The 23,273-nt window shown below is 54.3% G+C and carries 23 protein-coding genes and 1 riboswitch; of the genes, 13 read left to right on the plus strand and 10 right to left on the minus strand.

Features of this window, described 5'->3' with window-relative positions; translation table 11 throughout:
- The first annotated feature begins 214 nt into the window (after positions 1 to 214).
- Together rsmD and C2U41_RS21040 are read left to right on the plus strand one after the other, a co-directional pair.
- On the plus strand, positions 215 to 811 hold the full coding sequence (rsmD, locus tag C2U41_RS21035) for a 16S rRNA (guanine(966)-N(2))-methyltransferase (RefSeq protein ID WP_016151121.1): 597 nt from the start codon (positions 215 to 217) through the stop codon (positions 809 to 811).
- Positions 801 to 1,076, plus strand: a complete 276-nt coding sequence (locus C2U41_RS21040; protein ID WP_003023415.1) for a DUF1145 family protein — start codon at positions 801 to 803, stop codon at positions 1,074 to 1,076. Before rsmD ends, C2U41_RS21040 begins: the two co-directional genes overlap by 11 nt.
- Before the next feature lie 100 nt (positions 1,077 to 1,176).
- On the opposite strand, the gene C2U41_RS21045 is transcribed toward C2U41_RS21040, so the two are convergent.
- Entirely contained in the window at positions 1,177 to 1,536 is a 360-nt protein-coding gene (locus C2U41_RS21045; RefSeq protein ID WP_003023413.1) for a DUF2500 domain-containing protein, read from the minus strand.
- A 141-nt stretch (positions 1,537 to 1,677) separates the two neighbouring features.
- Between C2U41_RS21045 and C2U41_RS21050 the strand changes: the two genes are divergently transcribed.
- Positions 1,678 to 2,304: a lysoplasmalogenase gene (locus C2U41_RS21050; RefSeq protein ID WP_003846172.1), complete on the plus strand. Its 627-nt coding sequence runs from the start codon at positions 1,678 to 1,680 to the stop codon at positions 2,302 to 2,304.
- Between the two features lie 74 nt (positions 2,305 to 2,378).
- Entirely contained in the window at positions 2,379 to 4,577 is a 2,199-nt protein-coding gene (gene zntA / locus C2U41_RS21055; RefSeq protein ID WP_103848240.1) for a Zn(II)/Cd(II)/Pb(II) translocating P-type ATPase ZntA, read from the plus strand.
- Between the two features lie 93 nt (positions 4,578 to 4,670).
- Here the strand turns inward: zntA and tusA are convergent, their stop codons facing one another.
- On the minus strand, positions 4,671 to 4,916 hold the full coding sequence (tusA, locus tag C2U41_RS21060) for a sulfurtransferase TusA (protein WP_003023404.1): 246 nt from the start codon (positions 4,914 to 4,916) through the stop codon (positions 4,671 to 4,673).
- Between the two features lie 168 nt (positions 4,917 to 5,084).
- Here tusA and C2U41_RS21065 point away from each other — a divergent pair, with 168 nt between their 5' ends.
- Positions 5,085 to 5,750 carry a 7-cyano-7-deazaguanine/7-aminomethyl-7-deazaguanine transporter gene (locus tag C2U41_RS21065; protein WP_003837818.1) on the plus strand — a complete coding sequence of 222 codons (666 nt, stop codon included), beginning with the start codon at positions 5,085 to 5,087 and terminating at the stop codon, positions 5,748 to 5,750.
- A gap of 72 nt (positions 5,751 to 5,822) precedes the next feature.
- Positions 5,823 to 6,380, plus strand: a complete 558-nt coding sequence (locus C2U41_RS21070; RefSeq protein WP_003837816.1) for a DcrB family lipoprotein — start codon at positions 5,823 to 5,825, stop codon at positions 6,378 to 6,380.
- 3 nt (positions 6,381 to 6,383) lie between these two features.
- Here the strand turns inward: C2U41_RS21070 and C2U41_RS21075 are convergent, their stop codons facing one another.
- A complete protein-coding gene (locus C2U41_RS21075; protein ID WP_146051392.1) occupies positions 6,384 to 7,634 on the minus strand; it encodes an MFS transporter in 1,251 nt (416 codons plus the stop codon).
- A gap of 99 nt (positions 7,635 to 7,733) precedes the next feature.
- Here C2U41_RS21075 and C2U41_RS21080 point away from each other — a divergent pair, with 99 nt between their 5' ends.
- The 3 genes from C2U41_RS21080 (at position 7,734) to nikR (ending at position 9,875) form a co-directional block, all read left to right on the plus strand.
- On the plus strand, positions 7,734 to 8,783 hold the full coding sequence (locus tag C2U41_RS21080) for an AI-2E family transporter (protein ID WP_103848271.1): 1,050 nt from the start codon (positions 7,734 to 7,736) through the stop codon (positions 8,781 to 8,783).
- A gap of 62 nt (positions 8,784 to 8,845) precedes the next feature.
- Complete coding sequence (gene acpT / locus C2U41_RS21085) at positions 8,846 to 9,424, plus strand: 4'-phosphopantetheinyl transferase AcpT (RefSeq protein ID WP_003837810.1); 579 nt, start codon at positions 8,846 to 8,848, stop codon at positions 9,422 to 9,424.
- 49 nt (positions 9,425 to 9,473) lie between these two features.
- Positions 9,474 to 9,875, plus strand: coding sequence for a nickel-responsive transcriptional regulator NikR (nikR, locus tag C2U41_RS21090; protein WP_003023387.1), 402 nt, complete (start codon positions 9,474 to 9,476; stop codon positions 9,873 to 9,875).
- A gap of 111 nt (positions 9,876 to 9,986) precedes the next feature.
- Here the strand turns inward: nikR and C2U41_RS21095 are convergent, their stop codons facing one another.
- From C2U41_RS21095 to C2U41_RS21115, 5 genes are all read right to left on the minus strand, one after another.
- The gene (locus C2U41_RS21095) at positions 9,987 to 10,346 is read right to left on the minus strand and encodes a type II toxin-antitoxin system HicB family antitoxin (protein WP_003837808.1); all 360 of its coding nucleotides are present in this window, start codon (positions 10,344 to 10,346) and stop codon (positions 9,987 to 9,989) included.
- On the minus strand, positions 10,343 to 10,618 hold the full coding sequence (locus C2U41_RS21100; RefSeq protein ID WP_003837806.1) for a type II toxin-antitoxin system HicA family toxin: 276 nt from the start codon (positions 10,616 to 10,618) through the stop codon (positions 10,343 to 10,345). Before C2U41_RS21100 ends, C2U41_RS21095 begins: the two co-directional genes overlap by 4 nt.
- Before the next feature lie 77 nt (positions 10,619 to 10,695).
- Positions 10,696 to 11,820: an ABC transporter permease gene (locus C2U41_RS21105; RefSeq protein ID WP_003837801.1), complete on the minus strand. Its 1,125-nt coding sequence runs from the start codon at positions 11,818 to 11,820 to the stop codon at positions 10,696 to 10,698.
- Complete coding sequence (gene rbbA, locus C2U41_RS21110) at positions 11,820 to 14,567, minus strand: ribosome-associated ATPase/putative transporter RbbA (RefSeq protein ID WP_049025788.1); 2,748 nt, start codon at positions 14,565 to 14,567, stop codon at positions 11,820 to 11,822. The genes C2U41_RS21105 and rbbA overlap by 1 nt, the downstream gene beginning before the upstream one ends.
- Positions 14,564 to 15,628: an HlyD family secretion protein gene (locus C2U41_RS21115; protein WP_103848239.1), complete on the minus strand. Its 1,065-nt coding sequence runs from the start codon at positions 15,626 to 15,628 to the stop codon at positions 14,564 to 14,566. The genes rbbA and C2U41_RS21115 overlap by 4 nt, the downstream gene beginning before the upstream one ends.
- Positions 15,629 to 16,029: 401 nt before the next feature.
- Positions 16,030 to 16,213, plus strand: a riboswitch (M-box (ykoK) riboswitch).
- 55 nt (positions 16,214 to 16,268) lie between these two features.
- Between C2U41_RS21115 and C2U41_RS21120 the strand changes: the two genes are divergently transcribed.
- Positions 16,269 to 17,282, plus strand: a complete 1,014-nt coding sequence (locus C2U41_RS21120; protein ID WP_003837796.1) for a magnesium transporter — start codon at positions 16,269 to 16,271, stop codon at positions 17,280 to 17,282.
- Between the two features lie 38 nt (positions 17,283 to 17,320).
- Here the strand turns inward: C2U41_RS21120 and C2U41_RS21125 are convergent, their stop codons facing one another.
- Entirely contained in the window at positions 17,321 to 18,514 is a 1,194-nt protein-coding gene (locus C2U41_RS21125) for an NAD(P)/FAD-dependent oxidoreductase (protein WP_103848238.1), read from the minus strand.
- Between the two features lie 229 nt (positions 18,515 to 18,743).
- Between C2U41_RS21125 and pitA the strand changes: the two genes are divergently transcribed.
- Complete coding sequence (gene pitA, locus C2U41_RS21130; RefSeq protein WP_003023373.1) at positions 18,744 to 20,243, plus strand: inorganic phosphate transporter PitA; 1,500 nt, start codon at positions 18,744 to 18,746, stop codon at positions 20,241 to 20,243.
- 64 nt (positions 20,244 to 20,307) lie between these two features.
- Here pitA and uspB read toward each other — a convergent pair whose 3' ends face one another.
- Entirely contained in the window at positions 20,308 to 20,643 is a 336-nt protein-coding gene (uspB, locus tag C2U41_RS21135; protein WP_003023371.1) for a universal stress protein UspB, read from the minus strand.
- Positions 20,644 to 21,035: 392 nt separating this feature from the next.
- Between uspB and uspA the strand changes: the two genes are divergently transcribed.
- Positions 21,036 to 21,473, plus strand: coding sequence for a universal stress protein UspA (gene uspA / locus C2U41_RS21140; protein ID WP_003023368.1), 438 nt, complete (start codon positions 21,036 to 21,038; stop codon positions 21,471 to 21,473).
- A 281-nt stretch (positions 21,474 to 21,754) separates the two neighbouring features.
- Entirely contained in the window at positions 21,755 to 23,227 is a 1,473-nt protein-coding gene (gene dtpB, locus C2U41_RS21145) for a dipeptide/tripeptide permease DtpB (RefSeq protein ID WP_103848237.1), read from the plus strand.
- Positions 23,228 to 23,273: the final 46 nt, after the last annotated feature.

The following is a 23,273-nucleotide window of genomic DNA, read 5'->3' on the forward strand; positions in this document are numbered from 1 at the left end:
TAAAAAAATGATGAAATAGTCTATCACTTATACCCAATGAATTTCGAGTTACGTCAAGGCGGCAAGCGCACGAATCCCGATGAGCTTACTTTTAGTAAGTGATTCGGGTGAGTAAGTGCAGCCAACGAAGAGGTAACTTGAAAGGCGACGGGTTAACTTAACTCACATCACCGCCTGGAATGACATGCTATAGGCGGATTGAGCAATAATAGAAATGAAAAAACCGAATCACTCTGGTAGCGGCCAGATCCGCATTATTGGCGGGCAATGGCGTGGCCGTAAACTCCCGGTTCCGGACAGCCCCGGCCTGCGTCCGACCACCGACCGTGTGCGCGAAACGTTGTTTAACTGGCTGGCCCCGGTAATGGTCGATGCTCACTGTCTGGACTGCTTCGCCGGCAGCGGCGCGCTGGGGCTGGAAGCCCTCTCTCGCTATGCGGCAAATGCGACGCTTCTGGAGATGGATCGCGCGGTATCTCAGCAGCTACAAAAGAATCTCGCCACGTTGAAAGCCTCCCATGCCCGCGTCGTCAATACCAATACGCTGGCATTTTTGGCTCAGACGGGTACGCCGCATAACGTGGTATTTGTGGATCCGCCGTTTCGCAAAGGGTTACTGGAAGAAACATTAACGCTTCTGGAAACTCATGGCTGGCTGGCAAATGAAGCGTATATTTACGTTGAAAGCGAAGTAGAAAACGGTTTGCCGCCGGTTCCGGTGAACTGGTCGCTATACCGTGAGAAAGTTGCCGGACAGGTCGCCTATCGCCTGTACCAACGTGAAGCACGAGGAGAACACGATGTTGATTAACCTGGGACGCCTGCTGATGCTGTGCGTCTGGGCATTTTTACTACTGAATATTTTCCAACCCTTTCCACGCCCGCTTAACATCTTCGTTAACGTCGCACTGATATTTATGGTGCTGATGCATGGCATGCAGCTGGCGCTACTAAAAAGCACCATGCCTAAAGATGGCCCGCAGATGACCAACGGAGAGAAAATCCGTATTTTTCTGTTCGGCGTCTTTGAGCTACTGGTGTGGCAGAAGAAGATTAAAGATCAGTTGAAGAAGTAACTACGCTCTTTTCGCCCGGCGGCACGTTGCGAGCCGGGGCGAAAAAATCTGTAGGCCGGATAAGGCGTAAGCCGCCATCCGGCATCAGTCAGATGACACCTTAGCGTTCAAGCGTAAAATCAACAAAACGCGAACCTTTGTAACTTAGCGTGCCTTTATCCCCGACCGTTAGCGCATGGTACTGCTGAGCATCCAGACGAAACGTCTGCTCCAGGCCGCCGTTTTGTGGCTTAAAGCTGGCTTCATAGCGCATGCTGGTTCCCGCCGGGCTCACTTCCTGTTGACGGGATCGTCGATCGTTAAGCGGTTTTTCCCGTTTGTTACTCACCACCACCTGCTTTTGCACCAGCGGCGCCGCATCATTATCGGCTTTTTCACGCCGCTGCTGAACAAAGCGAAACGACGCGGCGACAACAATTAAGATAATGATAACAATGAAAAAAAGTGGTGGTTTGCTCATAGTATTAACCCATCAGAAAATGCGGAAATAAGCATACATTGCCCGTTATGGTGTTGTCATCTGGCAGTGTCGACCTCTACACTGGACAGTAGAGCCGTAAGCACCCCGCTTACGAAAAAATAACGAATTCAAGGAACTAAGATGCTTTGGTCGTTTATCGCTGTCTGCCTTTCCGCATGGTTGTTCGTGGATGCTTCCTATCGTGGGCCCGCCTGGCAACGCTGGGTCTTTAAACCCCTGACGTTACTCCTGCTGGCACTGCTGGCCTGGCAGGCGCCAATGTTTAACGCTATCAGCTATCTGGTGCTGGCTGGTCTGCTGGCCTCGCTGCTGGGCGATGCGCTGACGTTATTGCCGCGCCAACGCCTGCTGTACGCCGTGGGGGCATTCTTCCTGTCGCATCTGCTGTATACCATTTACTTCGCCAGCCAAATGACGCTGTCGTTCTTCTGGCCTTTGCCGTTGGTGCTGGCGGTACTGGGGGCGTTGCTGATCGCCGTGATCTGGACGCGTCTGGAAGAGTTGCGCATTGCTATTTGTACCTTTATTGGCATCACGCTGATGATGGTCTGGATGGCTGGCGAACTGTGGTTCTTCCGCCCGACCGCTCCGGCGCTGTCGGCATTTATGGGCGCATCGCTCCTGTTCATTGGCAATATTGTTTGGCTGGGTAGCCATTACCGTCGTCGCTTTCGCGCCGATAACGCCATTGCCGCCGCCTGCTACTTCGCCGGACATTTCCTGATTGTTCGTTCGTTGTATCTTTAAAACGCTTGACTCTGGAGTCGACTCCAGAGTGTATCCTCCGGTTAATACGAAATGATTATCAACCGGAGGATGCCATGTCGACACCTGATACCAGTGGCAAAAAGGCCCCACAATTTTCTTCTTTCAAGCCAGCGCCTGCGCCACAAAAGGCGGATGACTGCTGCTGCGAAGGAAGCTGCTCCACTACACCGCCCGTATCCGATACCGTACTAGGTACCCGCTATTCTTGGAAAGTGGCGGGCATGGACTGTGCAGCCTGCGCCCGCAAAGTAGAGAATGCGGTCCGCCAGGTCAGCGGCGTCAACCAGGTCCAGGTTCTGTTCGCCACTGAAAAACTGGTGGTCGATGCCGGTTCCGATATCCGCCAGCAAGTTGAAAACGCGGTGCAAAAAGCAGGCTATACCCTGCGCGATGAGCACGCGACGGACGCCGCCCCCGAGTCACGTTTTAAAGAAAACCTACCGCTGATTTCGCTGATTATTATGATGGCGATTAGCTGGGGGCTGGAGCAGTTCAATCATCCCTTCGGTCAGATAGCGTTTATCGCCACCACGCTGGTCGGTCTGTATCCCATTGCCCGTCAGGCCCTGCGTCTGATGAAAACCGGCAGCTACTTTGCCATTGAAACATTGATGAGCGTGGCCGCCATCGGCGCACTGTTTATCGGCGCGACGGCGGAAGCCGCCATGGTGCTGCTGCTGTTTTTAATTGGCGAACGCCTGGAAGGATGGGCCGCCAGCCGGGCCCGTAAAGGGGTCAGCGCACTGATGGCGCTCAAACCGGAAACCGCCACGCGCCTGCGTAACGGCGAGCGCGAAGAGGTGGCTATCAATACCCTCCGGCCTGGCGATGTTATTGAAGTTGCCGCGGGCGGGCGTTTACCTGCCGACGGCAAACTGGTTTCCGGCTTTGCCAGTTTTGATGAAAGCGCACTGACCGGCGAATCGATCCCGGTTGAACGCGCCACCGGCGAGAAAGTCCCGGCAGGTGCTACCAGCGTGGACCGTCTGGTTACGCTGGAAGTGCTCTCCGAACCGGGCGCCAGCGCCATTGATCGTATTCTGAAGCTGATTGAAGAAGCGGAAGAACGTCGCGCCCCCATTGAGCGCTTTATTGACCGTTTCAGTCGAATTTACACTCCAGCTATTATGGCGGTTGCGCTGCTGGTCACCCTCGTACCGCCGCTGCTGTTTGCCGCATCCTGGCAGGAGTGGATTTATAAAGGACTGACGCTGCTGTTGATTGGCTGTCCTTGCGCACTGGTGATTTCAACCCCCGCAGCCATTACCTCTGGTCTTGCCGCCGCGGCGCGTCGTGGAGCGTTAATCAAAGGCGGTGCCGCGCTGGAACAGTTGGGTAGGGTCACGCAGGTGGCGTTTGATAAAACTGGCACCCTGACCATCGGTAAACCGCGCGTCACTGCGATTCACCCGGCGAGTGGTATTGGCGAAGCTGAACTGCTGGCGCTGGCGGCAGCGGTAGAGCAAGGTGCGACACACCCGCTGGCACAAGCGATTGTCCGGGAAGCACAAACACGCGAACTGACTATTCCTGTCGCAAGAGAGCAACGGGCTCTGGTTGGCTCTGGAATTGAAGCGCTGGTCAACGGCGAACGCGTGCTGATTTGCGCCGCCGGTAAGCAGCCTGCTGATGCCTTTGCCGGGCAGATAAGCGAGCTGGAAAGCGCGGGCCAAACGGTGGTGCTGGTGCTGCGTAACGATACTGTACTCGGCGTGCTGGCCCTACAGGACACGCTGCGCGACGACGCTCGCAGCGCTATCGCCGAGCTTGATCAGATTGGCGTGAAAGGCGTGATCCTGACCGGTGATAACCCGCGTGCGGCGGCCGCCATTGCCAGTGAACTGGGTCTCGAATTTAAAGCAGGACTCTTGCCGGAAGATAAGGTGCAGGCCGTTACCCATCTCAACCGACAATCGCCGCTGGCGATGGTTGGCGACGGTATCAACGACGCTCCGGCAATGAAAGCGGCTACCATCGGCATTGCGATGGGAAGCGGGACCGACGTCGCGCTGGAAACCGCCGATGCCGCCCTGACCCACAACCGCCTGCGCGGTCTGGTGCAAATGATTCAATTGGCGCGGGCCACCCATGCCAATATTCGCCAGAACATTGCGATTGCGCTGGGCCTGAAGGGGATTTTCCTCGTCACCACGCTGCTCGGGATAACCGGATTGTGGCTGGCAGTGCTGGCCGATACGGGGGCAACGGTACTGGTGACCGCTAACGCGCTGCGGTTGTTACGTAAAGGATAGTTTTTTGCCGGATGACGGCGTGGCCTTATCCAGCCTACGGGTTACACGTTCTTTGTAGGCCGGATAAGCGCTGGCGCCATTCGGCAAACAAAACTAGTGACCTTTACGCAGCAGATAGCGGTACGGCAGCGAGTCGGTCTCTTTGGCCACCAGCTCATGCTCCATAAAGGTACAGAAGCCAGGAATATCGCGGGTTGTTGCCGGATCGTCGGCGACAATCAGCAGTGTTTCACCGGCCTGCATGCCACGTACGGTTTTACGCACCATCATCACCGGTTCCGGGCAGCGCAGTCCCTGGGCATCAAGAGTATGGTCGGGGGAAGTAAACAGGTCGCTCATCGTCGTCTCATTCATACAAAAACGGCGTTATTTTACGCTCTGTTGTGGCGTAAGCCAATCAGGTTAACGATTGCGTGAAAAACAACCATTGCAATGTGCTCTTAAAGCAGTATCATGCGACGGTTTTTTATTGGGTTCCCTCACCCCATCCAACAAAAAGGTCACAATATGACTCCGTTTACACAAACTCAGCGCGTAAAAGCGTTGTTCTGGCTATCGCTATTTCATCTGCTGGTGATCACCTCCAGCAACTATCTGGTGCAGCTTCCAATCTCCATTTTTGGTTTCCATACCACATGGGGCGCGTTTAGCTTTCCGTTTATTTTCCTCGCGACCGACCTGACCGTGCGTATTTTTGGCGCGCCGCTGGCTCGACGTATCATCTTTGCGGTGATGATCCCCGCGTTGCTGATCTCCTATGTCGTTTCGTCCCTGTTTTATATGGGATCGTGGCAGGGATTTGGCGCACTGCTGCACTTTAACCTGTTTGTTGCCCGTATCGCCGCCGCCAGCTTTATGGCTTACGCGCTGGGACAAATTCTGGATGTGCATGTCTTTAACCGCCTGCGCCAGAACCGTCGTTGGTGGCTGGCACCGACAGCGTCCACACTATTTGGCAATATCAGCGATACGTTGGCCTTCTTCTTTATCGCTTTCTGGCGTAGTCCGGATGCCTTCATGGCCGAGCACTGGATGGAAATCGCGCTGGTCGATTACTGTTTCAAGGTGCTGATCAGCATTATTTTCTTCCTGCCAATGTACGGCGTGCTGCTGAATATGTTGCTGAAAAGGCTGGCAGATAAATCCGAAATCGCTGCATTGCAGACGAGTTAAAGGTTCATTTTCCGAGTTGTGATAAGATGGACGAATGAGCCGTTATGGCCGTTTATCGAAAGGAAGAAGTCAATGCGCAATCTGGTTAAATATGTCGGTATTGGCCTGCTGGTTATGGGGCTTGCAGCCTGTGATAATAGCGATACAAAAGCGCCAGCCGAGGGTGCTGCCGCAGAAAGTAGCGCCAGCGGACAACCGGTCAGCCTGCTGGACGGCAAACTCAGTTTTTCCCTGCCAGCAGATATGACCGATCAGAGCGGCAAGCTGGGCACCCAGGCGAACAATATGCACGTCTATTCTGACGCAACCGGCCAGAAAGCGGTGATTGTGATTGTTGGCGACAACACCAACGAAGACCTGGCCGTGCTGGCAAAACGTCTGGAAGATCAGCAGCGTAGCCGCGACCCACAACTGCAGGTCGTCACCAATAAATCTATTGAGCTGAAAGGCCACACGCTGCAGCAGTTAGACAGCATCATCTCAGCCAAAGGCCAGACCGCTTACTCTTCCGTAGTGCTGGGTAAAGTGGACAATCAACTGCTGACCCTGCAAATCACGCTGCCTGCTGACGATCAGCAAAAAGCGCAGACTACCGCAGAAAACATCATTAACACGCTGGTTATCCAGTAACGGTTAAGACGATGACGCGGCCTCCGGTGACACCACCTGAGGCCGTTTTTTTAGCCGCCATGTCAGCAATAACGCCACCGCCACCAGCCCAGCTGCCGCCAGATAGATAACCGGCACGCCCGCCCACGTCATTATCAACCCGGCCAGCGGCCCGGTAACCCCCAGCGATAAATCCATAAACACCGTGTAGGTCGCCAGCGCAGCGCCCTGATTTTGCTGCGGGACTGCTTTTACCGCGACCACGCCCAGCGCCGGGAAAACCAGTGAGAACCCAGCCCCAGCCAGCAGAACGCCGATTTTCGCCATCCACGGCATGGAAGCCATCCCGACCAGCAGCAGCCCGACAATCTCGACGCTAAAGCAAATCATCGCCACATTCAGCCCGCCTAAACGGTTGATACCATTTGGGAACAACAGTCGAGTGCCGACAAATGTGCAGCTAAAAAGCGTCAGCGCGAAAGCTGCGCCGTCCCAGCCTTTGGCATCATAAAACAGGGTAATAAACGTGGCGATCACCCCAAATCCAGCGGAGGCCAGGGCCAGCGCCATACCGTACAACCAGACGCGCCCGAGCACCGCGCGAAACGGCAACGGTTTGCCTTTGCTGGCCTTCACCGCAGGACGAGGGAGCGCCAGCAGTATCGCCACCAGCGCCACGCCCATCACGGTCAGCGCCAGCCCCTGTAAGCCCCCCCAGGCATAAAACAGAACGCCCAGCGGCGCGCCTATCGCCATCGCGCCATAGGTCACGATGCCATTCCAGGAAATCACCCGTCCGATGTGCATTGAGCCAACTACCCCCACGCCCCACAGCGTAGAGCCTGTTCCGGCAAAGCTTTGCCCGATCCCGAGAATCACCCGCCCCAGACACAGCAGCAGCAGGCTGACCAGCGGCCAGCCGTTCGTTGATCCCGCCAGCAAATAGCCCAGACCACTTAAAAAACAGCCACACAGCCCGAATACCACAATCTTCTTTGGCCCCAGCAGATCGGCATAGCGACCGGCATGCGGACGGCTCAGCAGCGTAGCGAAATATTGCAGGCTGATAACCAGCCCAGCCCAGAAGGCGCTGAACCCCATCACATCATGAACATAGCCCGGCAAGACCGCGAGCGGCAGGCCGATGGTCAGATAGCTGGCGAAGTTGAACATCACCACAGAGACAATGCGCAGGTTAAGGCGTAAACCGCTCAGCGTCGGTTCAGCGACGGGTTCGGGCATGGAGGTCACCACATTTTCACAACAGTGTTTCATTTCTACCATGTTGCCGCGCAGAAATCAGCAGTCAGTTTAGGAATCTCAGCCGCAAGCCAGCCGCTACACTTAATGCAAAAACGCAAACAGGAAGAAAATATGACAACCGCTCAGCCCGATAAAACGGGTTTGCACATTTTACTCAAACTGGCTGCTTTGGTGGTGATCCTCGCCGGTATTCATGCCGCGGCGGATATCATTGTGCAACTGCTGCTGGCCCTCTTTTTTGCCATTGTATTGAATCCGCTGGTCGCCTGGTTTATTCGCCGGGGAGTACGTCGCCCGGTTGCCATTACGCTCGTAGTGGTGGTGATGCTGTTCGTCCTCACGGCACTGATCGGCGTCCTCGCGTCTTCGATCACGGAATTCATGGCCATGCTACCCAAATACAACAAGGAGCTGACACGTAAGGTCCTGTATCTGCAAGAGATGGTTCCCTTTTTAAATCTGCATATGTCCCCGGAACGCATGCTGCAACGCATGGACTCCGACAAAATAATGACCTTCACCACCACGCTGATGACAAGTCTTTCCGGCGCCATGGCCAGCGTCGTTCTGCTGGTGATGACAGTCGTCTTTATGCTGTTTGAGGTACGTCATGTTCCTTATAAGCTGCGCTTTTCGCTGAACAACCCACAAATCCATATTGCGGGGCTGCATCGGGCGCTCAAGGGCGTATCTCACTATCTGGCACTGAAAACGTTGCTCAGCTTATGGACCGGTGCCATCATCTGGCTGGGTCTGGCGCTGATGGGGATTCAGTTTGCTCTGATGTGGGGCGTGCTGGCCTTCCTGCTAAACTACGTGCCCAACATTGGCTCGGTCATTTCCGCCGTCCCGCCCATGATCCAGGCGCTGCTGTTCAACGGCATTTACGAATGCGTACTGGTTGGTGCGCTGTTCCTGGTGGTGCATATGGTTATTGGCAATATCCTCGAACCCCGCATGATGGGGCATCGGCTGGGATTATCGACGCTTATCGTCTTCCTCTCTTTGCTGGTATGGGGATGGCTGCTCGGCCCGGTAGGCATGCTGCTCTCCGTGCCGCTAACCAGCGTGTGTAAAATCTGGATGGAAACGACCACAGGCGGTAGCAAACTGGCAATTTTACTGGGACCCGGCAGGCCCAAAAGTCGATTACCGGGATAAACTTGCAAACAGCATGTGAAGAGTGGTACACAACCCCATTATTACTAAAGGTTAGTCCTGATATGTACCGGATCGTTCATGGGAAAGTTTCTGTTTTAAGCGCTGGCGAACTGCCTGCCGCGATGAAAGAGCAAGCGCCGCAAGGTGTTCGCCGTGCGCGCTGGCTGGCTGGTCGCGTGCTGCTTTCCCATGCCCTTTCGCCATTACCGAACATCATCTATGGCGAGCAAGGAAAACCGGCCTTTTCCGCCGACACGCCGCTGTGGTTCAATCTCAGCCATAGCGGCGATGACATCGTCCTGCTGCTCAGCGACGAAGGGGAAGTCGGCTGCGATATTGAAGTTATTCGCCCGCGCGATAACTGGCAAACGCTGGCAAATACGGTATTCAGTCTTGGGGAACACGCTGAAGTTGAAGCCGAACACCCGGAGCAACAGCTGGCGGCGTTCTGGCGCATCTGGACGCGTAAAGAAGCTATCGTGAAACAGCGCGGCGGCAGTGCCTGGCAAATCGTCAGCGTCGACAGTACCGCACTGACCTCCTCACTCTCCGTCAGCCAGTGCCAGATCGATACCCTGAGCCTGGCGGTTTGCACCCCCACGCCATTTACCCTGACCGCCGACGCCGTACACAGGCTGTAATGTTTTCATTCCCGTGCGCCGCCGCGCAATATCGTAAGGTTGAAATCTGATGCAACGTATCACCATCACACTTGATGACGATTTATTAGAAACGCTCGACGGCCTGAGTCAGCGCCGTGGCTACAACAACCGTTCCGAAGCGATCCGCGATATTCTGCGCGGCGCACTGGCGCAGGAAACCACTCAGGAGCACGGCACTCAGGGCTTCGCGGTGCTCTCGTATGTTTATGAGCATGAGAAGCGTGACCTGGCGAGCCGCATTGTTTCTACCCAACACCACCACCACGATTTATCGGTCGCCACGCTGCACGTGCACATCAACCATGACGACTGCCTGGAAATCGCCGTACTAAAAGGCGACATGGGCGATGTACAGCATTTTGCCGATGACGTGATCTCCCAACGCGGCGTGCGCCACGGTCATTTGCAGTGCCTGCCGAAAGAAGAGTAATTGCCTGTTTCGTTGCCGGATGGCGGCTACGCATTATCCGGCCTACTCCGTTACCGTTTGTAGGCCAGGCAAGCGAAGCCCCCTGGCAATAATGAGCAAACCAACTAGCAACTATGCCTGTTTGAGACTTTTGCTGAGCGTTTCGATGATCCATGTATTGACTGATACCTGTTCTTCCGCTGCCGCAAAACTTAAACGTTCTCCGAAAGACTCTGGATAGCGCAGAGTAAACGTCTTCAGCTTTTCCGGGTTTGCGTAAGGTTCTATCCCTGCGGCAGAGCAATCATCAAGATACTCTCGTAAGGAGATCTCCCCCTCTTTTTGCAGCCCCTGAATGCTGTCAGAGACAAAATCACAATAGCCTGACAATCCCAGGAACTTACCGCGAAACGCATTAAGCTCAGGGACATAATTAATCACCGCAGGTTGACCGGCGATTTCCATTGAGTTTGGCGTTTTGGGTTTGATCATGGTTTTACCCCTATACTTGTTAACCAGTCACGTACGTTTTCGACCGCGCCTTTATCTGTATCCGGAGAAGGATGTGGTCTATGAAAACTCGCAATGCTCTTATTTAAAAGAAATTTACATCGCGAGCCTCGTCCTTCTTTGATTTCGCCACCTAACGCCTTGATCAGTGACTCAATTTCCGACCACTTGATTCCCTGCGGCGTCGGTGCTTTAAAAAGCTGATCCAGCGTGTTCTTTTGCTTTTTGCGTAAAGACAACACTTTTTCCTTCATCGCATGTCCTTATGACTTCATCCTTTGAAGTCATATTATAACAGCATACAATGCAGTCAAGATATGAAGCCAACCAATTACGCCATCGTGCCAATCGTCTTTCTAAAGCGCAGCAGCGCTATCAGGAAGAACGCGCTGCCAATCGCCAACAGCGTCAGGAACTGCGGCCAGACGATGCCAAACCCTGCGCCGCGGTAAAGTATCGCCTGCGCGAGGCTGACAAAATGGGTAGTTGGCATAGTCAGCATTATGTCCTGCACCGCCTGCGGCATGCTTTCACGCGGTGTAGAACCACCAGAGAGCATCTGTAGCGGCAGCAGTACCAGAATCATCAGTAACCCCAGCTGCGGCATAGAGCGCGCCAGCGTGCCCATAAAAATACCGATCGAAGTGGTGGCGAACAGGCTCAGCGCCACGCCCAGCATAAACAGCGGTATCGAACCTTCAATCGGTACGCCGAGCACGCCTTTTACCATCAGCATCAGCGATAAACCGGAAACCACCAGCACCACCAGACCCATCGACCAGATTTTTGCCATCATGATCTCAAACGGCGTCACCGGCATAACCAGCAGATGTTCTATTGTCCCGTGCTCGCGCTCGCGGATCAGCGCCGACCCGGTAAGCACGATCGCCAGCATGGTGATGTTGTTGATAATCGCCATCACCGCGCCAAAGCGGGCGGGTTCCAGATTAGGGTTAAAGCGCATACGCATTTCCAACGCCACCGGCGGCTCATTGTTGTCACGGTAACGCGCCACAAAGCTGTTCACCTCGCCGCTGATGATATTCTGGATATAGCTGTTGCCGGTAAAGGCCTGGCTCATCCGCGTGGCATCGACGTTAACCTGTATATCCGGCTGCCGACCGGCCAACACATCACGCTGAAAATCAGGTGGAATGTTCACGGCGAAGGTGTAGCGCCCGGCGTCCAGTCCGGCATCCATCTCATCAGCGGTGATCATCTCCGGCGGTAAAAACCACGGGCGATAAAAGCTGTTCACAATCCGGTTCGACAACTGCGACTGGTCCATATCGGCAATAGCAATCGGAGCCAGATGCAGCGACCCGGGCAGCACCGTCGCAGAAGAGTAAACCGAAATCGTGAAGGCAAAGACGATCAGCGTCAGCATCGCTTTGTCACCCAGCAGGCTGCGCAACTCTTTGATACCGAGGTTATAAATATTGCGTAATCGGCGCATCACCCCTCCTGTTTTTTCAGCAGTAATACGCTCAGACCAATCACCACCGGAATGGCTACCGCCAGCGGAATAAACAGCTGCCAGAGATCGGTCAGATCCAACGCTTTAGAGAACGTCCCGCGCGCGATGGTCAGAAAATGGCTGGTCGGGTAAATTTCGCCAATCCAGCGTCCAGGCCCTTCGAGCGAGGCGACCGGGTCGATCATCCCGGAGAATTGCGTCGCCGGGATCAGCGTAATAATCGCCGTTCCAAAAATGGCCGCGATCTGGCTTTTCATAAACGTGGAGATTAATAGCCCAAGCCCGGTGGCAATGGTGACGTACAGCAGCGCGGCCAGCGTCAGGGTTAAAAAACTCCCTTTATGCGGGACGCCGAACACAAACACCGACAGCGCACACAGCAGCAGGAAGTTCAGCATCCCCAGCACGATGTACGGCAACTGTTTGCCGAGTAAAAACTCGCTGCGGGTCGTGGGCGTAACGTACAGGTTGATAATCGACCCCAGCTCTTTCTCACGCACTACGCTGAGGGCGCTGAGCATCGAGGGGATCATCATCAGCAGCAGCGGGATCACCGCCGGAACAATCGCCGGCAGACTCTTTACATCCGGGTTGTAACGATAGCGAGTTTCAATGGTCATCAGCCCGTTTTGCCCACTGGCATTGGGTTGACGCGCCATCACATCCTGCAGCCAGGTCTGGTGCATCGCCTGTACGTAGCCTCTGACCGTTTCAGCGCGGCTCGGCATTGCACCATCGACCCAGACGCCAATCTTCACCGGCGTGCCACGCGCGATATCGCGGCCAAAGTTTGGCGGGATCTCTATTGCTACCGCCACTTCGCCCGAACGCATCCGTTTGTCCAGCTCGTCATAACTGGTGAGCGGCGGCTGTTCGATAAAATAGCGCGATCCCGCCAGATTCAGCGTCCACGCCTGGCTGCTGACGGTCTGGTCACGATCGAGCACCGAAAAACGCAGATTTTCCACATCCATGCTGATGCCGTAGCCCATGATCAGCATCAGGATCACTGTGCCCATCAGCGCCAGCGTTGAACGTACCGGATCGCGTCGTAGTTCCAGCGCTTCACGGCGGCTGTAGCTGAACAACCGCCGCAGGCTAAAGCCCTGCCGCGGCGGCTGACTATTTTCATGCGCTATCGGAACATTGGCTGGCGGTAACTGAGCTTCCGGTGCCGGGCCTGCCGCTTCCTGTAACCAGGAGATAAACGCCTCTTCCAGACTGGCGGCACCACGCTGTTTCACCAGTTCCTGCGGCGTGCCGCTGGCCAGTACTTTTCCGGCGTGCATCAGCGACATCCGGTCGCAGCGCTCCGCTTCGTTCATAAAGTGGGTGGAGATAAAAATGGTCACTTTGTCCTGCCGCGACAGATCGACCATCAGTTGCCAGAACATGTCCCTCGCCACCGGATCGACCCCGGAGGTCGGCTCATCAAGAATGAGCATTTCCGGGCGATGGATCACCGCCACCGCCAGCGACAGGCGTTGACGGATCCCCAACGGCAGCGCGCCGGGCAACGCGTCTTCGACATCGGTCAGCGAAAAACGCTCGCTCATCTCTTGTACACGCCCGGGGATTTCCGCTTCGGGGATATGGAACAGCCGCGCGTGTAGTTCGAGGTTTTGCCGGACGGTCAGCTCGCTGTAGAGCGAAAACGCCTGCGACATATAGCCCACCCGGCGGCGGGTATCGATATTCTTCGGGTCAACCGCTTGCCCAAACAACCAGGCCTCACCTTCGCTTGCGGGTAGCAGACCGGTGAGCATCTTCATGGTGGTGGATTTACCGCAGCCGTTGGAGCCGAGAAAACCGAAGATTTCCCCGCGCGGAATACGAAAGTTAACGTGGTCAACGGCGACAAACTTACCGAAGCGCATAGTCAGGTCTTTCGCCTCGATGGCAATCTCTTCCTGCTCAGCGTGATACGGCGGGATCACCACCGGCTTATGTGCCTGGCGCTGGGCTTCAGGTAGCAGCGCGATAAACGCCTGCTCCAGCGTGTTGCTGTTGGTTTGTTCGCGTAGCTGCTGGGCGCTCCCGGTGGCTAACACCTCCCCGGCGTTCATCGCTACCAGCCAGTCAAAGCGCTCGGCTTCTTCCATGTAAGCGGTCGCAACCAGCACGCTCATGTTGGTCTGCCGCTGGCGAATGCTGTTAATTAGATCCCAGAACTGGGCGCGGGACAGCGGATCGACCCCGGTGGTGGGTTCATCGAGAATTAACAGTTCCGGGTCGTGGATTAACGCGCAGCACAGCCCCAGTTTTTGCTTCATCCCGCCCGAGAGTTTCCCGGCGGGACGGTCGCGAAACGGTGCCAGGCCGGTGCTGTTCAGCAGCTCGGTAATCCGCGCTTCGCGTTCCGCTTTATCATGACCAAACAGCCGGGCAAAGAAATCGACGTTCTCATACACCGACAGCGTATGGTACAGGTTTTTCCCTAACCCCTGCGGCATCCAGGCAATGCGCGGGCAGACATCCCGTCGATGTTTTGGGTCGCGCATATCGCCGCCCAACACCATCACGTTGCCGTGTTCAATGACCCGCGCGCCGGAGATGAGCGACAGCAGGCTCGATTTTCCGACGCCATCCGGGCCAATAAGCCCCACCATACAGCGGGCAGGGATATCCAGCGTGATGTTGTTCAGCGCGACCGTTTTCCCGTAATGCTGACTCACGCCGTCAAGGTGCGCCACGGGAGGAACGGGAACCAGCGCCAGATGCGTCATTGCGGCAACCTCACCACCAGGTCGTCAGGCCAGGGGCGATTTTCATCAACACGCACCCACGCCATGCCCGGCAGACCGGTTTTCACGTACTCCAGATGCTGCTGCAACAGCTCTGGCGGGATACGCGCTTTAACGCGGAACATCAGCTTCAGCCGTTCATCACTGGTTTCGACCGTTTTCGGCGTGAACTGCGCGACGCTAGCCACAAAGCTAATGGTCGCCGGAATACGCAGATCCGGCGCAGCATCCAGCACCAGGCGAGCTTCACCGCCAATCTTCAATAAACCAGCCTGTTCGGTAGGTAAGAAGAACGTCATGTAGACATCGCTGAGATCGACCATATTCAGTACGCGACCGCCCGCGGAAAGCACCTCGCCCGGTTCGGCGACACGGTACTGCACGCGACCATCGCGCGGGGCTTTCAGCTCGCTGTCATCAATATCAGCGGCAATGCGACGTTCGGTAGCCTGCGCGGCTTCTACGCGGGTTTGCGCCTGAATGATGCTGGTACGAGCGGCTTCAATTGCGGCTTTTGCCGCAGAGACCTGCGCCTTTGCGGATTCCAGTGCCGCGCGAGCGCTTTCAGCCGCTGCCCTGTCGTCATCCAGTTGTTGCTCGGATACAGCCCCACGCAGGGATAGCGAACGGGAGCGAACGTGACGTTTAGAGACCGACTGCAGTTCCGCCTCTCGCTGTTTTACCACCGACTGCGCGGCGCGCATTTCACTTTGCCGCTGTTCCAGCAGCGCTCGTGCCGCCGCCACCGCGCTTTCGGCTTCTTTGATTTGTGCGACAGCTTCCAGTCGCTGCTCCTGCAGCACGCGGGTATCCATTTTCGCCAGCACCTCGCCCTGACGAACGAACTGTCCTTCCGATACGAGGATCGTATCGATACGCCCGGCAATTTTGGTGGCAATATCCACTTCGGTAGCTTCTATTCTGCCGTTGCTGGCCGCGAAACCTTCCGGAATCCCCGCAGGACGCAACATACACCATGCTATTGCAGCAACCACCACAATACCCGCGCCCCACCACACCAGATGACGCTTAATCTTTTCCATATCCGACCCGCCGTAATCCCTGTTATCAAACGATGCGTGTCACAAAGCCCACTGAACAGCTATTCAGCGGGAGATTCCATCCGGGATGAGAAGGAATGAGAAATAATGGCCAGAGTGCGGACAGGCGTAATAGCAACGCACGCCGCGAAAGAAGTGAGTGATGAAAATGCTGCGAAATCGGGTACTAATGTTGTCATCATCAGCGTTCCTGGCCGGAAATGAAACACGCATACTCATAACTGCTGTCTATTGAATACTAACACCTGGATTCAATATGTCTATTCGGTTGTCGTTTCCAGTTCAGCCCTGGCACAAGAAATATTTCGTATATCAACGATTGATAAACAATCGCAACTATAAACATAATCAATGATTAGGCATCCCTATAATAGCGGCCCATTTACCGATCTCGTTATGGCGAGGCTCCTGTACAAATACAAGTTACCGCCCTGCTGGTATCGAGAGAGACCACTCAGGGAAATACAGGCATCCATCGAATCAAGGTGTTGCCAAGGTAACTTCTGACGATTTCACCATCGGACAGATACGTTGTTCAGTGCTAAAACCAGGACGTAGGGATCTGCCTGTGCTAACCCTGTCTTGTTCGCCCCTATGAGAGATTTTTATAGGGAATTACACCATGTCATCTATGCCACTCTGCGCCGCTCATCATCCTATGCCGGATTTCAACGGCGACGCTATCGCCCAATATATGCGCACCGATTTTATTACTCTGCCGGACCATCTCAGCGTGAACGGCGCTCGCGAGTACTTTGTCTCCCAACTCACAACGGATGACATCCCAGGCCAGGTCTTTGTTGTGGCCGGAAAAGCGCTGCGCGGGGTGTTATCCATCAAGCGCTTATTGCAGGAAAAAGATACGTCGCTGAACATCAATCATCTTACGGACAGCTGTTTATTTCATGTAAAGCCTGATGATGAACGGGCGCAGGTCGTTGCCGAGTTAGCCGAACGCGAAGTCGATCTGGTTGCTGTCGTTGAGAGAGGTGAGCTGGTCGGTTGTCTGATGGAAAAAGAGATCGCTCATCTACAGGAAGATGATGTTACCGAAGACGTTCAGCTTCAGGGCGCCACGCTACCGCTGGAAAAACCCTATCTGGAAATTAGTCCGTGGACATTGTGGAAAAAACGTTCGGTCTGGCTCCTGCTGCTGTTTGTCGCAGAAGCCTATACCAGCAGCGTGCTTCAGCATTTTGAAGAGGCGCTGGAATCTGCAATTGCCCTGGCCTTTTTTATTCCGCTATTAATTGGTACTGGCGGCAACAGCGGTACGCAGATTACTTCGACGCTGGTACGTTCAATGGCGCTGGGAGAAGTGCGGCTGCGCGATATGGGCCGGGTGATCCGCAAAGAAGTTTCAACTTCGCTGCTGATCGCTCTGACGCTGGGCCTGGCAGGGTGCTTGCGCGCGTGGATGATGGGCATCGGTATGGAAATCACGCTGATCGTCAGCCTGACGCTGGTTTGCATTACGCTGTGGAGCGCCGTGGTGTCATCAGTGATCCCCATGGTGCTCAAGCGTATCGGCATTGATCCCGCCGTGGTTTCGGCCCCGTTTATCGCCACGCTTATCGACGGTACCGGGTTAATTATCTACTTTAAAATCGCCCAGCACTTTCTTGGTCTGAACTAATGATAACGCCCGGCAGCTCAGGTTGTCGGGCGTCACAGTCAGGCTGGCGCTAAATCTTGCGCGCACGCCCAGGCACTCGACCATGCCCACTGGAAGTTATAGCCTCCCAACCAGCCGGTAACGTCCATAACTTCGCCGATAAAATAGAGTCCCGGCACTTTACGTGCTTCCATCGTGCGCGATGAAAGCTCATTGGTATCAACGCCGCCCAGCGTGACTTCAGCGGTACGATACCCTTCTGTACCGTTCGGCTGCACCCGCCAATCGGTCAGCGTCTCAACCAGCGTTTGTTGATCACGCACATTAAGCTGTTTCAGCGAGACGTCCGGGATTTGCCCTAACTGCTGTAAACATTCCACCAGCCGTTTTGGCAACTGCATAGCAAGCGTATTCTTTAAGCTCTGATTAGGGTGGGCGCTGCGTTGGTCATCGAGGAAGCTCGCAAGGTCAACATCCGGCAACAAATTAATGCTGACAAATTCGCCTGGCTGCCAAAAACTGGAAATCTGCAGTACGGCCGGACCAGAAAGCCCGCGGTGCGTAAAGAGCAGATTTTCACGAAAGACGGTGCCGTCCTCGGCGGTGATAACGGAAGAAACGGACACGCCAGAGAGCACCTGAAGCTGCTCCAGCAGTGGCTTATGCAACGTAAAGGGCACCAGTCCTGCGCGCGTTGGCAATACGTTCAGACCGAACTGTTCGGCAATTTTATAACCAAACGGCGTTGCCCCCAGACCCGGCATAGAGAGACCACCGGAGGCAATAACCAGCTTTTTCGTGCCAACGGTCATCCCGTTCAATTCGAGAATGAAATCCTCACCCTCTCGCTCGACGCTCAGGACTTCGCTACGTAACCGCATAGTTACGTTACCTTTTTCACACTCGTCTACCAGCATATCGACAATTTGCTGTGCGGAATCATCGCAGAACAGCTGGCCTAGCGTTTTTTCGTGCCAGGCAATACCGTGTTTGCCCACCAGGTCGATAAAATCCCACTGCGTGTAACGCGCCAGCGCCGATTTGCAAAAATGGGGGTTTTGGCTCAAATAGGCGGCAGGCTCGACATAAAGATTGGTAAAGTTGCAGCGTCCCCCGCCAGACATGAGAATCTTACGCCCCGGCTTTTTACCATTATCAATCAGCAGTACGCGACTACCTGCTTGTCCTGCCTGCGCGGCACAAAACATACCCGCTGCGCCAGCGCCTATAATAACGGTATCAAACCTTTCCACGTTGCGATCCTCTCTAAAAAGCGGGTGTGAATTGTAAAGATTCCTCAGTGGTCGCACCAGCACCAAACTACCGATAAAGGGTATTTAACTGAAATATATAGGATAATTCTTTAGTGGTGTAAAACAAAGCAGGAGACAAATCAAAAAAACTCTATATTTCACTTTGCCCGCGCCGCCAAAGTCACTGATAATGCGCCGCGTTCATGTCCTCAAAATGGCGTAACGTCCTATGCTACATTTGTTTGCTGGCCTGGATTTACATACCGGGCTTTTACTATTGCTTGCTCTGGCTTTTGTGCTGTTCTACGAAGCGATTAACGGCTTCCATGATACAGCCAATGCTGTCGCAACCGTGATCTATACCCGTGCAATGCGTTCGCAATTGGCGGTGGTCATGGCTGCGGTGTTCAACTTCTTTGGTGTTTTGCTGGGCGGTCTCAGCGTGGCATATGCCATCGTGCATATGCTGCCAACGGATCTGCTGCTCAATATGGGATCGTCACATGGCCTCGCCATGGTGTTCTCCATGCTGCTGGCGGCAATTATCTGGAACCTGGGTACCTGGTACTTTGGTTTGCCTGCATCCAGCTCCCACACGCTAATTGGCGCCATTATCGGTATTGGTTTAACCAATGCGCTGATGACTGGCACTTCTGTGGTGGATGCACTTAACATTCCGAAAGTTATCGGTATTTTTGCCTCGCTTATCATCTCGCCAATTGTTGGTCTGGTGGTTGCGGGCGGTCTTATTTTCATTCTGCGTCGCTACTGGAGCGGTACAAAAAAACGTGCCCGTATCCACCTGACGCCAGCAGAACGTGAAAAGAAAGATGGCAAGAAAAAGCCGCCGTTCTGGACCCGTATTGCCCTAATCCTCTCCGCTATCGGCGTGGCGTTCTCTCATGGCGCTAACGACGGGCAGAAAGGCATTGGTCTGGTGATGCTGGTGCTGATTGGCGTAGCGCCTGCAGGCTTCGTGGTGAATATGAATGCTTCCGGTTACGAGATTACCCGTACCCGTGATGCCATCAATAACGTCGAAGTCTTCTTCCAGCAGCGTCCTGACCTGCTTAAACAGGCCACAGGCGTAGACCAGTTGATTCCGTCCCCGACGGACGCGGCACCAGCGACGACGACAGAGTTCCATTGCCACCCGGCGAATACCATCAACGCGCTGGAACGTGCGAAAGGTATGCTGGCGAACCTGGAAACCTACGACAAGTTAAGCGTCGAACAGCGCGGTCAACTGCGTCGCATTATGCTGTGCATCTCTGATACCACCGATAAAGTGGTGAAACTGCCTGGCGTAAGCACTGACGATCAGCGTCTGCTGAAGAAACTGAAAGCTGACATGCTGAGCACCATTGAGTACGCGCCTATCTGGATCATTATGGCCGTCGCACTGGCGCTGGGCATTGGTACCATGATCGGCTGGCGTCGCGTAGCCACCACCATTGGTGAGAAAATCGGTAAGAAAGGCATGACCTATGCCCAGGGGATGTCGGCACAGATGACCGCCGCAGTCTCTATCGGTCTCGCCAGTTACACCGGTATGCCCGTTTCCACCACCCACGTTCTCTCCTCTTCCGTTGCGGGGACGATGGTTGTTGATGGCGGCGGTTTACAGCGTAAAACGGTGACCAGCATTCTGATGGCCTGGGTCTTCACCCTGCCAGCCGCAATTCTTCTTTCCGGCGGGCTTTACTGGCTCTCTCTGAAGCTTATCTAAGCGAATGCACGGTAAAAAAGCGGGTCAGTTTTCTGACCCGCTTTTTTTGTATCTGTCGTTGGCATCAGTGCCAGATAATCAGCGCAACCATGCTGATTAGCACCAGGCCACATAGCGCGCTGGTGAGGATGAACTGACCGCGAACCCGCTCACAGCGGCGAATAAACTCATCATCATGATGATCGCGGTAACGCTGAGCGTAGATATACCACACCAGACGCATCTGCTTGTTCGGTTGCCCATGCGAGGTAAAAAAGCCCCCACCATCTACATACTGGTAAAGCAATGGATCGCAACCACGAAGTACCACTAACAGTGCGCGTAGCGAAGAAAAATAGCGCGCCATATTAACAATGCAAACGACACATAAAGCCCAGAACAATGCAATGGTGCTTATCATACCTCCTCCCCGGCGACCCGCCCACGGAACTCCTTTCCGGGACTACCGCTCCCCGATACCCTGCCAAACCATTCAGTGAAGAGTACAGCCGAACCGTTCGTATTAGTATCACGCATCCGAACGCCTCTCTAGATAGTGTAGGAGATTAGTTAATTTTTTTGCCAGAAGGTTAATCGCTATCAATGCAATTAACTAAAAAATTTGTTTAACTGCTTGGCAAGCAAGGCGGATTGACGGATTATCCTGGTCGCTATAATGTAAGGATAGTCCTTATATGGTACGTTTTTACGACTGGGCTAGCCCCGCGCGCAAGGTTCGCAGGATGCGGATGACGCGGCGGCAGGTAAACGCCAGCAGGCTAGTCATCGACAACTTATGGAAGGAGTAACACTATGGCTTATAAACACATTCTTATCGCGGTTGATCTTTCTCCGGAAAGCAAAGTTCTGGTTGAAAAAGCGGTCTCTATGGCGCGGCCTTACAATGCTAAAGTCTCCCTTATCCACGTTGACGTAAACTATTCCGACCTGTACACCGGGCTTATCGACGTGAATCTGGGCGACATGCAGAAACGCATTTCTGAAGAAACCCACCACGCGCTAACCGAGCTTTCCACCAACGCAGGCTACCCTATCACCGAAACCCTGAGCGGTAGCGGCGACCTGGGTCAGGTTCTGGTTGATGCCATCAAAAAATACGACATGGATCTGGTCGTTTGTGGTCACCACCAGGATTTCTGGAGCAAGCTAATGTCCTCCGCGCGCCAACTGATCAACACTGTCCACGTCGACATGTTGATTGTTCCGCTGCGTGACGACGAAGAAGCATAAAACGCTGGCCGTCGGGAGATAACCCGACGCGCTACAAGTCGTTAAGCCTGTAAACGCCCGCCTTTGCGGGCGTTTTTGTTTTTATCATTCAGACACAATTAGTACATCAATCCAACAAATAAATCATAATTAGTGTGATCAACTAATTGGATCGAAAACTATCTCTATAATACTCTACGCCTGCGGCCAATAACCGCAGTCTATAACAAAATAAGACTTTTTCGGCGCGTTTAAGCATACGCGTTCATACTTTTCGGGATGGCTTTGAAAGGCGATGGAATATGAATAAAACTGCACCTACGGGCTTGCTGCAGCAACCTCGTCCGTTCTTCATGATCTTCTTTGTGGAATTATGGGAACGATTTGGCTATTACGGCGTTCAGGGCATCCTGGCGGTATTTTTTGTTAAGCAGCTCGGCTTTTCGCAGGAACAGGCATTTGTCACCTTTGGTGCATTTGCCGCGCTGGTCTACGGCCTGATCTCGATCGGCGGCTACGTCGGCGACTATCTGTTAGGTACCAAGCGCACGCTGGTACTCGGCGCCATTGTGCTGGCGATCGGCTACTTCATGACCGGGATGTCACTGCTTAAGCCCGACCTGATTTTTATTGCTTTGGGTACCATTGCCGTCGGTAATGGGCTGTTTAAAGCCAACCCGGCAAGCCTGCTGTCAAAATGCTATCCACCGAAAGACGCCCGTCTGGACGGTGCTTTCACCCTGTTTTATATGTCGATTAACATCGGTTCACTGCTGTCGTTGTCGCTGGCACCGGTGATTGCCGATAAGTTTGGCTACGCGGTGACCTATAATCTGTGCGGGGCCGGGCTTATTGTCGCGCTGTTGGTCTACTTTGCCTGCCGTGGAATGGTGAAGAATATCGGTTCAGAGCCGGACCATAAGCCGCTGAATTTCCGTAATCTATTCTGCGTGCTGGCTGGAACGGTAGTGATGGTATTTATCTGCGCCTGGCTGATGCACAACGTGCAGATTGCCAACCTGGTGCTGATCGTCCTGTCAATTGCCGTGACGATCATCTTCTTCCGTCAGGCCTTCAAACTGGATAAAACCGGGCGCAACAAAATGTTCGTGGCCTTTATCCTGATGCTGGAAGCGGTGGTGTTCTACGTCCTGTACGCGCAGATGCCAACTTCACTGAACTTCTTTGCTATCAATAACGTGCACCATGAAATTCTTGGTTTCGCCATCAACCCGGTAAGCTTCCAGGCGCTGAACCCGTTCTGGGTGGTACTGGCGAGTCCGGTACTGGCTGCAATCTATACCCGCCTGGGCAACAAAGGTAAAGACCTGACCATGCCGATGAAGTTTACGCTCGGTATGTTCCTGTGCTCGCTGGGTTTCCTGACCGCCGCTGCAGCCGGAATGTGGTTTGCCGATGCGCAGGGGCTGACGTCGCCGTGGTTTATCGTGCTGGTGTATCTGTTCCAGAGCCTGGGTGAACTGCTGATTAGCGCCCTGGGGCTGGCTATGGTCGCTGCTCTCGTGCCACAACACCTGATGGGCTTTATTCTCGGGATGTGGTTCCTGACCCAGGCAGCAGCCTTCCTGATGGGGGGTTATGTCGCGACGTTCACCGCCGTACCAGAGAACATCACCGACCCGCTGCAAACGCTGCCTATCTATACCAACGTCTTCAGTAAGATTGGTCTGGTGACCCTGGCCGTAACGGTGGTGATGGCGATTATGGTGCCATGGCTGAACCGCATGATTAATACGCCGAGCACCGAGCAATAACCTTCAGTGCCGGATGGCAGCTATTGCCCTATCCGGCATTTTCACT

Origin of the sequence: Citrobacter freundii complex sp. CFNIH4 (assembly GCF_002934505.1) — a bacterium.
Classification (GTDB): domain Bacteria; phylum Pseudomonadota; class Gammaproteobacteria; order Enterobacterales; family Enterobacteriaceae; genus Citrobacter; species Citrobacter freundii.

What these genes read in the sequence shown, in the direction of transcription:
- rsmD (WP_016151121.1), top strand. Translation starts at nt 215, where the DNA reads ATGAAAAAACCGAATCACTCTGGTAGCGGCCAGATCCGCATTATTGGC.
- C2U41_RS21040 (WP_003023415.1), top strand. Translation starts at nt 801, where the DNA reads ATGTTGATTAACCTGGGACGCCTGCTGATGCTGTGCGTCTGGGCATTT.
- C2U41_RS21045 (WP_003023413.1), bottom strand. Translation starts at nt 1,536, where the DNA reads ATGAGCAAACCACCACTTTTTTTCATTGTTATCATTATCTTAATTGTT.
- C2U41_RS21050 (WP_003846172.1), top strand. Translation starts at nt 1,678, where the DNA reads ATGCTTTGGTCGTTTATCGCTGTCTGCCTTTCCGCATGGTTGTTCGTG.
- zntA (WP_103848240.1), top strand. Translation starts at nt 2,379, where the DNA reads ATGTCGACACCTGATACCAGTGGCAAAAAGGCCCCACAATTTTCTTCT.
- tusA (WP_003023404.1), bottom strand. Translation starts at nt 4,916, where the DNA reads ATGAGCGACCTGTTTACTTCCCCCGACCATACTCTTGATGCCCAGGGA.
- C2U41_RS21065 (WP_003837818.1), top strand. Translation starts at nt 5,085, where the DNA reads ATGACTCCGTTTACACAAACTCAGCGCGTAAAAGCGTTGTTCTGGCTA.
- C2U41_RS21070 (WP_003837816.1), top strand. Translation starts at nt 5,823, where the DNA reads ATGCGCAATCTGGTTAAATATGTCGGTATTGGCCTGCTGGTTATGGGG.
- C2U41_RS21075 (WP_146051392.1), bottom strand. Translation starts at nt 7,634, where the DNA reads ATGAAACACTGTTGTGAAAATGTGGTGACCTCCATGCCCGAACCCGTC.
- C2U41_RS21080 (WP_103848271.1), top strand. Translation starts at nt 7,734, where the DNA reads ATGACAACCGCTCAGCCCGATAAAACGGGTTTGCACATTTTACTCAAA.
- acpT (WP_003837810.1), top strand. Translation starts at nt 8,846, where the DNA reads ATGTACCGGATCGTTCATGGGAAAGTTTCTGTTTTAAGCGCTGGCGAA.
- nikR (WP_003023387.1), top strand. Translation starts at nt 9,474, where the DNA reads ATGCAACGTATCACCATCACACTTGATGACGATTTATTAGAAACGCTC.
- C2U41_RS21095 (WP_003837808.1), bottom strand. Translation starts at nt 10,346, where the DNA reads ATGATCAAACCCAAAACGCCAAACTCAATGGAAATCGCCGGTCAACCT.
- C2U41_RS21100 (WP_003837806.1), bottom strand. Translation starts at nt 10,618, where the DNA reads ATGAAGGAAAAAGTGTTGTCTTTACGCAAAAAGCAAAAGAACACGCTG.
- C2U41_RS21105 (WP_003837801.1), bottom strand. Translation starts at nt 11,820, where the DNA reads ATGCGCCGATTACGCAATATTTATAACCTCGGTATCAAAGAGTTGCGC.
- rbbA (WP_049025788.1), bottom strand. Translation starts at nt 14,567, where the DNA reads ATGACGCATCTGGCGCTGGTTCCCGTTCCTCCCGTGGCGCACCTTGAC.
- C2U41_RS21115 (WP_103848239.1), bottom strand. Translation starts at nt 15,628, where the DNA reads ATGGAAAAGATTAAGCGTCATCTGGTGTGGTGGGGCGCGGGTATTGTG.
- C2U41_RS21120 (WP_003837796.1), top strand. Translation starts at nt 16,269, where the DNA reads ATGTCATCTATGCCACTCTGCGCCGCTCATCATCCTATGCCGGATTTC.
- pitA (WP_003023373.1), top strand. Translation starts at nt 18,744, where the DNA reads ATGCTACATTTGTTTGCTGGCCTGGATTTACATACCGGGCTTTTACTA.
- uspB (WP_003023371.1), bottom strand. Translation starts at nt 20,643, where the DNA reads ATGATAAGCACCATTGCATTGTTCTGGGCTTTATGTGTCGTTTGCATT.
- uspA (WP_003023368.1), top strand. Translation starts at nt 21,036, where the DNA reads ATGGCTTATAAACACATTCTTATCGCGGTTGATCTTTCTCCGGAAAGC.
- dtpB (WP_103848237.1), top strand. Translation starts at nt 21,755, where the DNA reads ATGAATAAAACTGCACCTACGGGCTTGCTGCAGCAACCTCGTCCGTTC.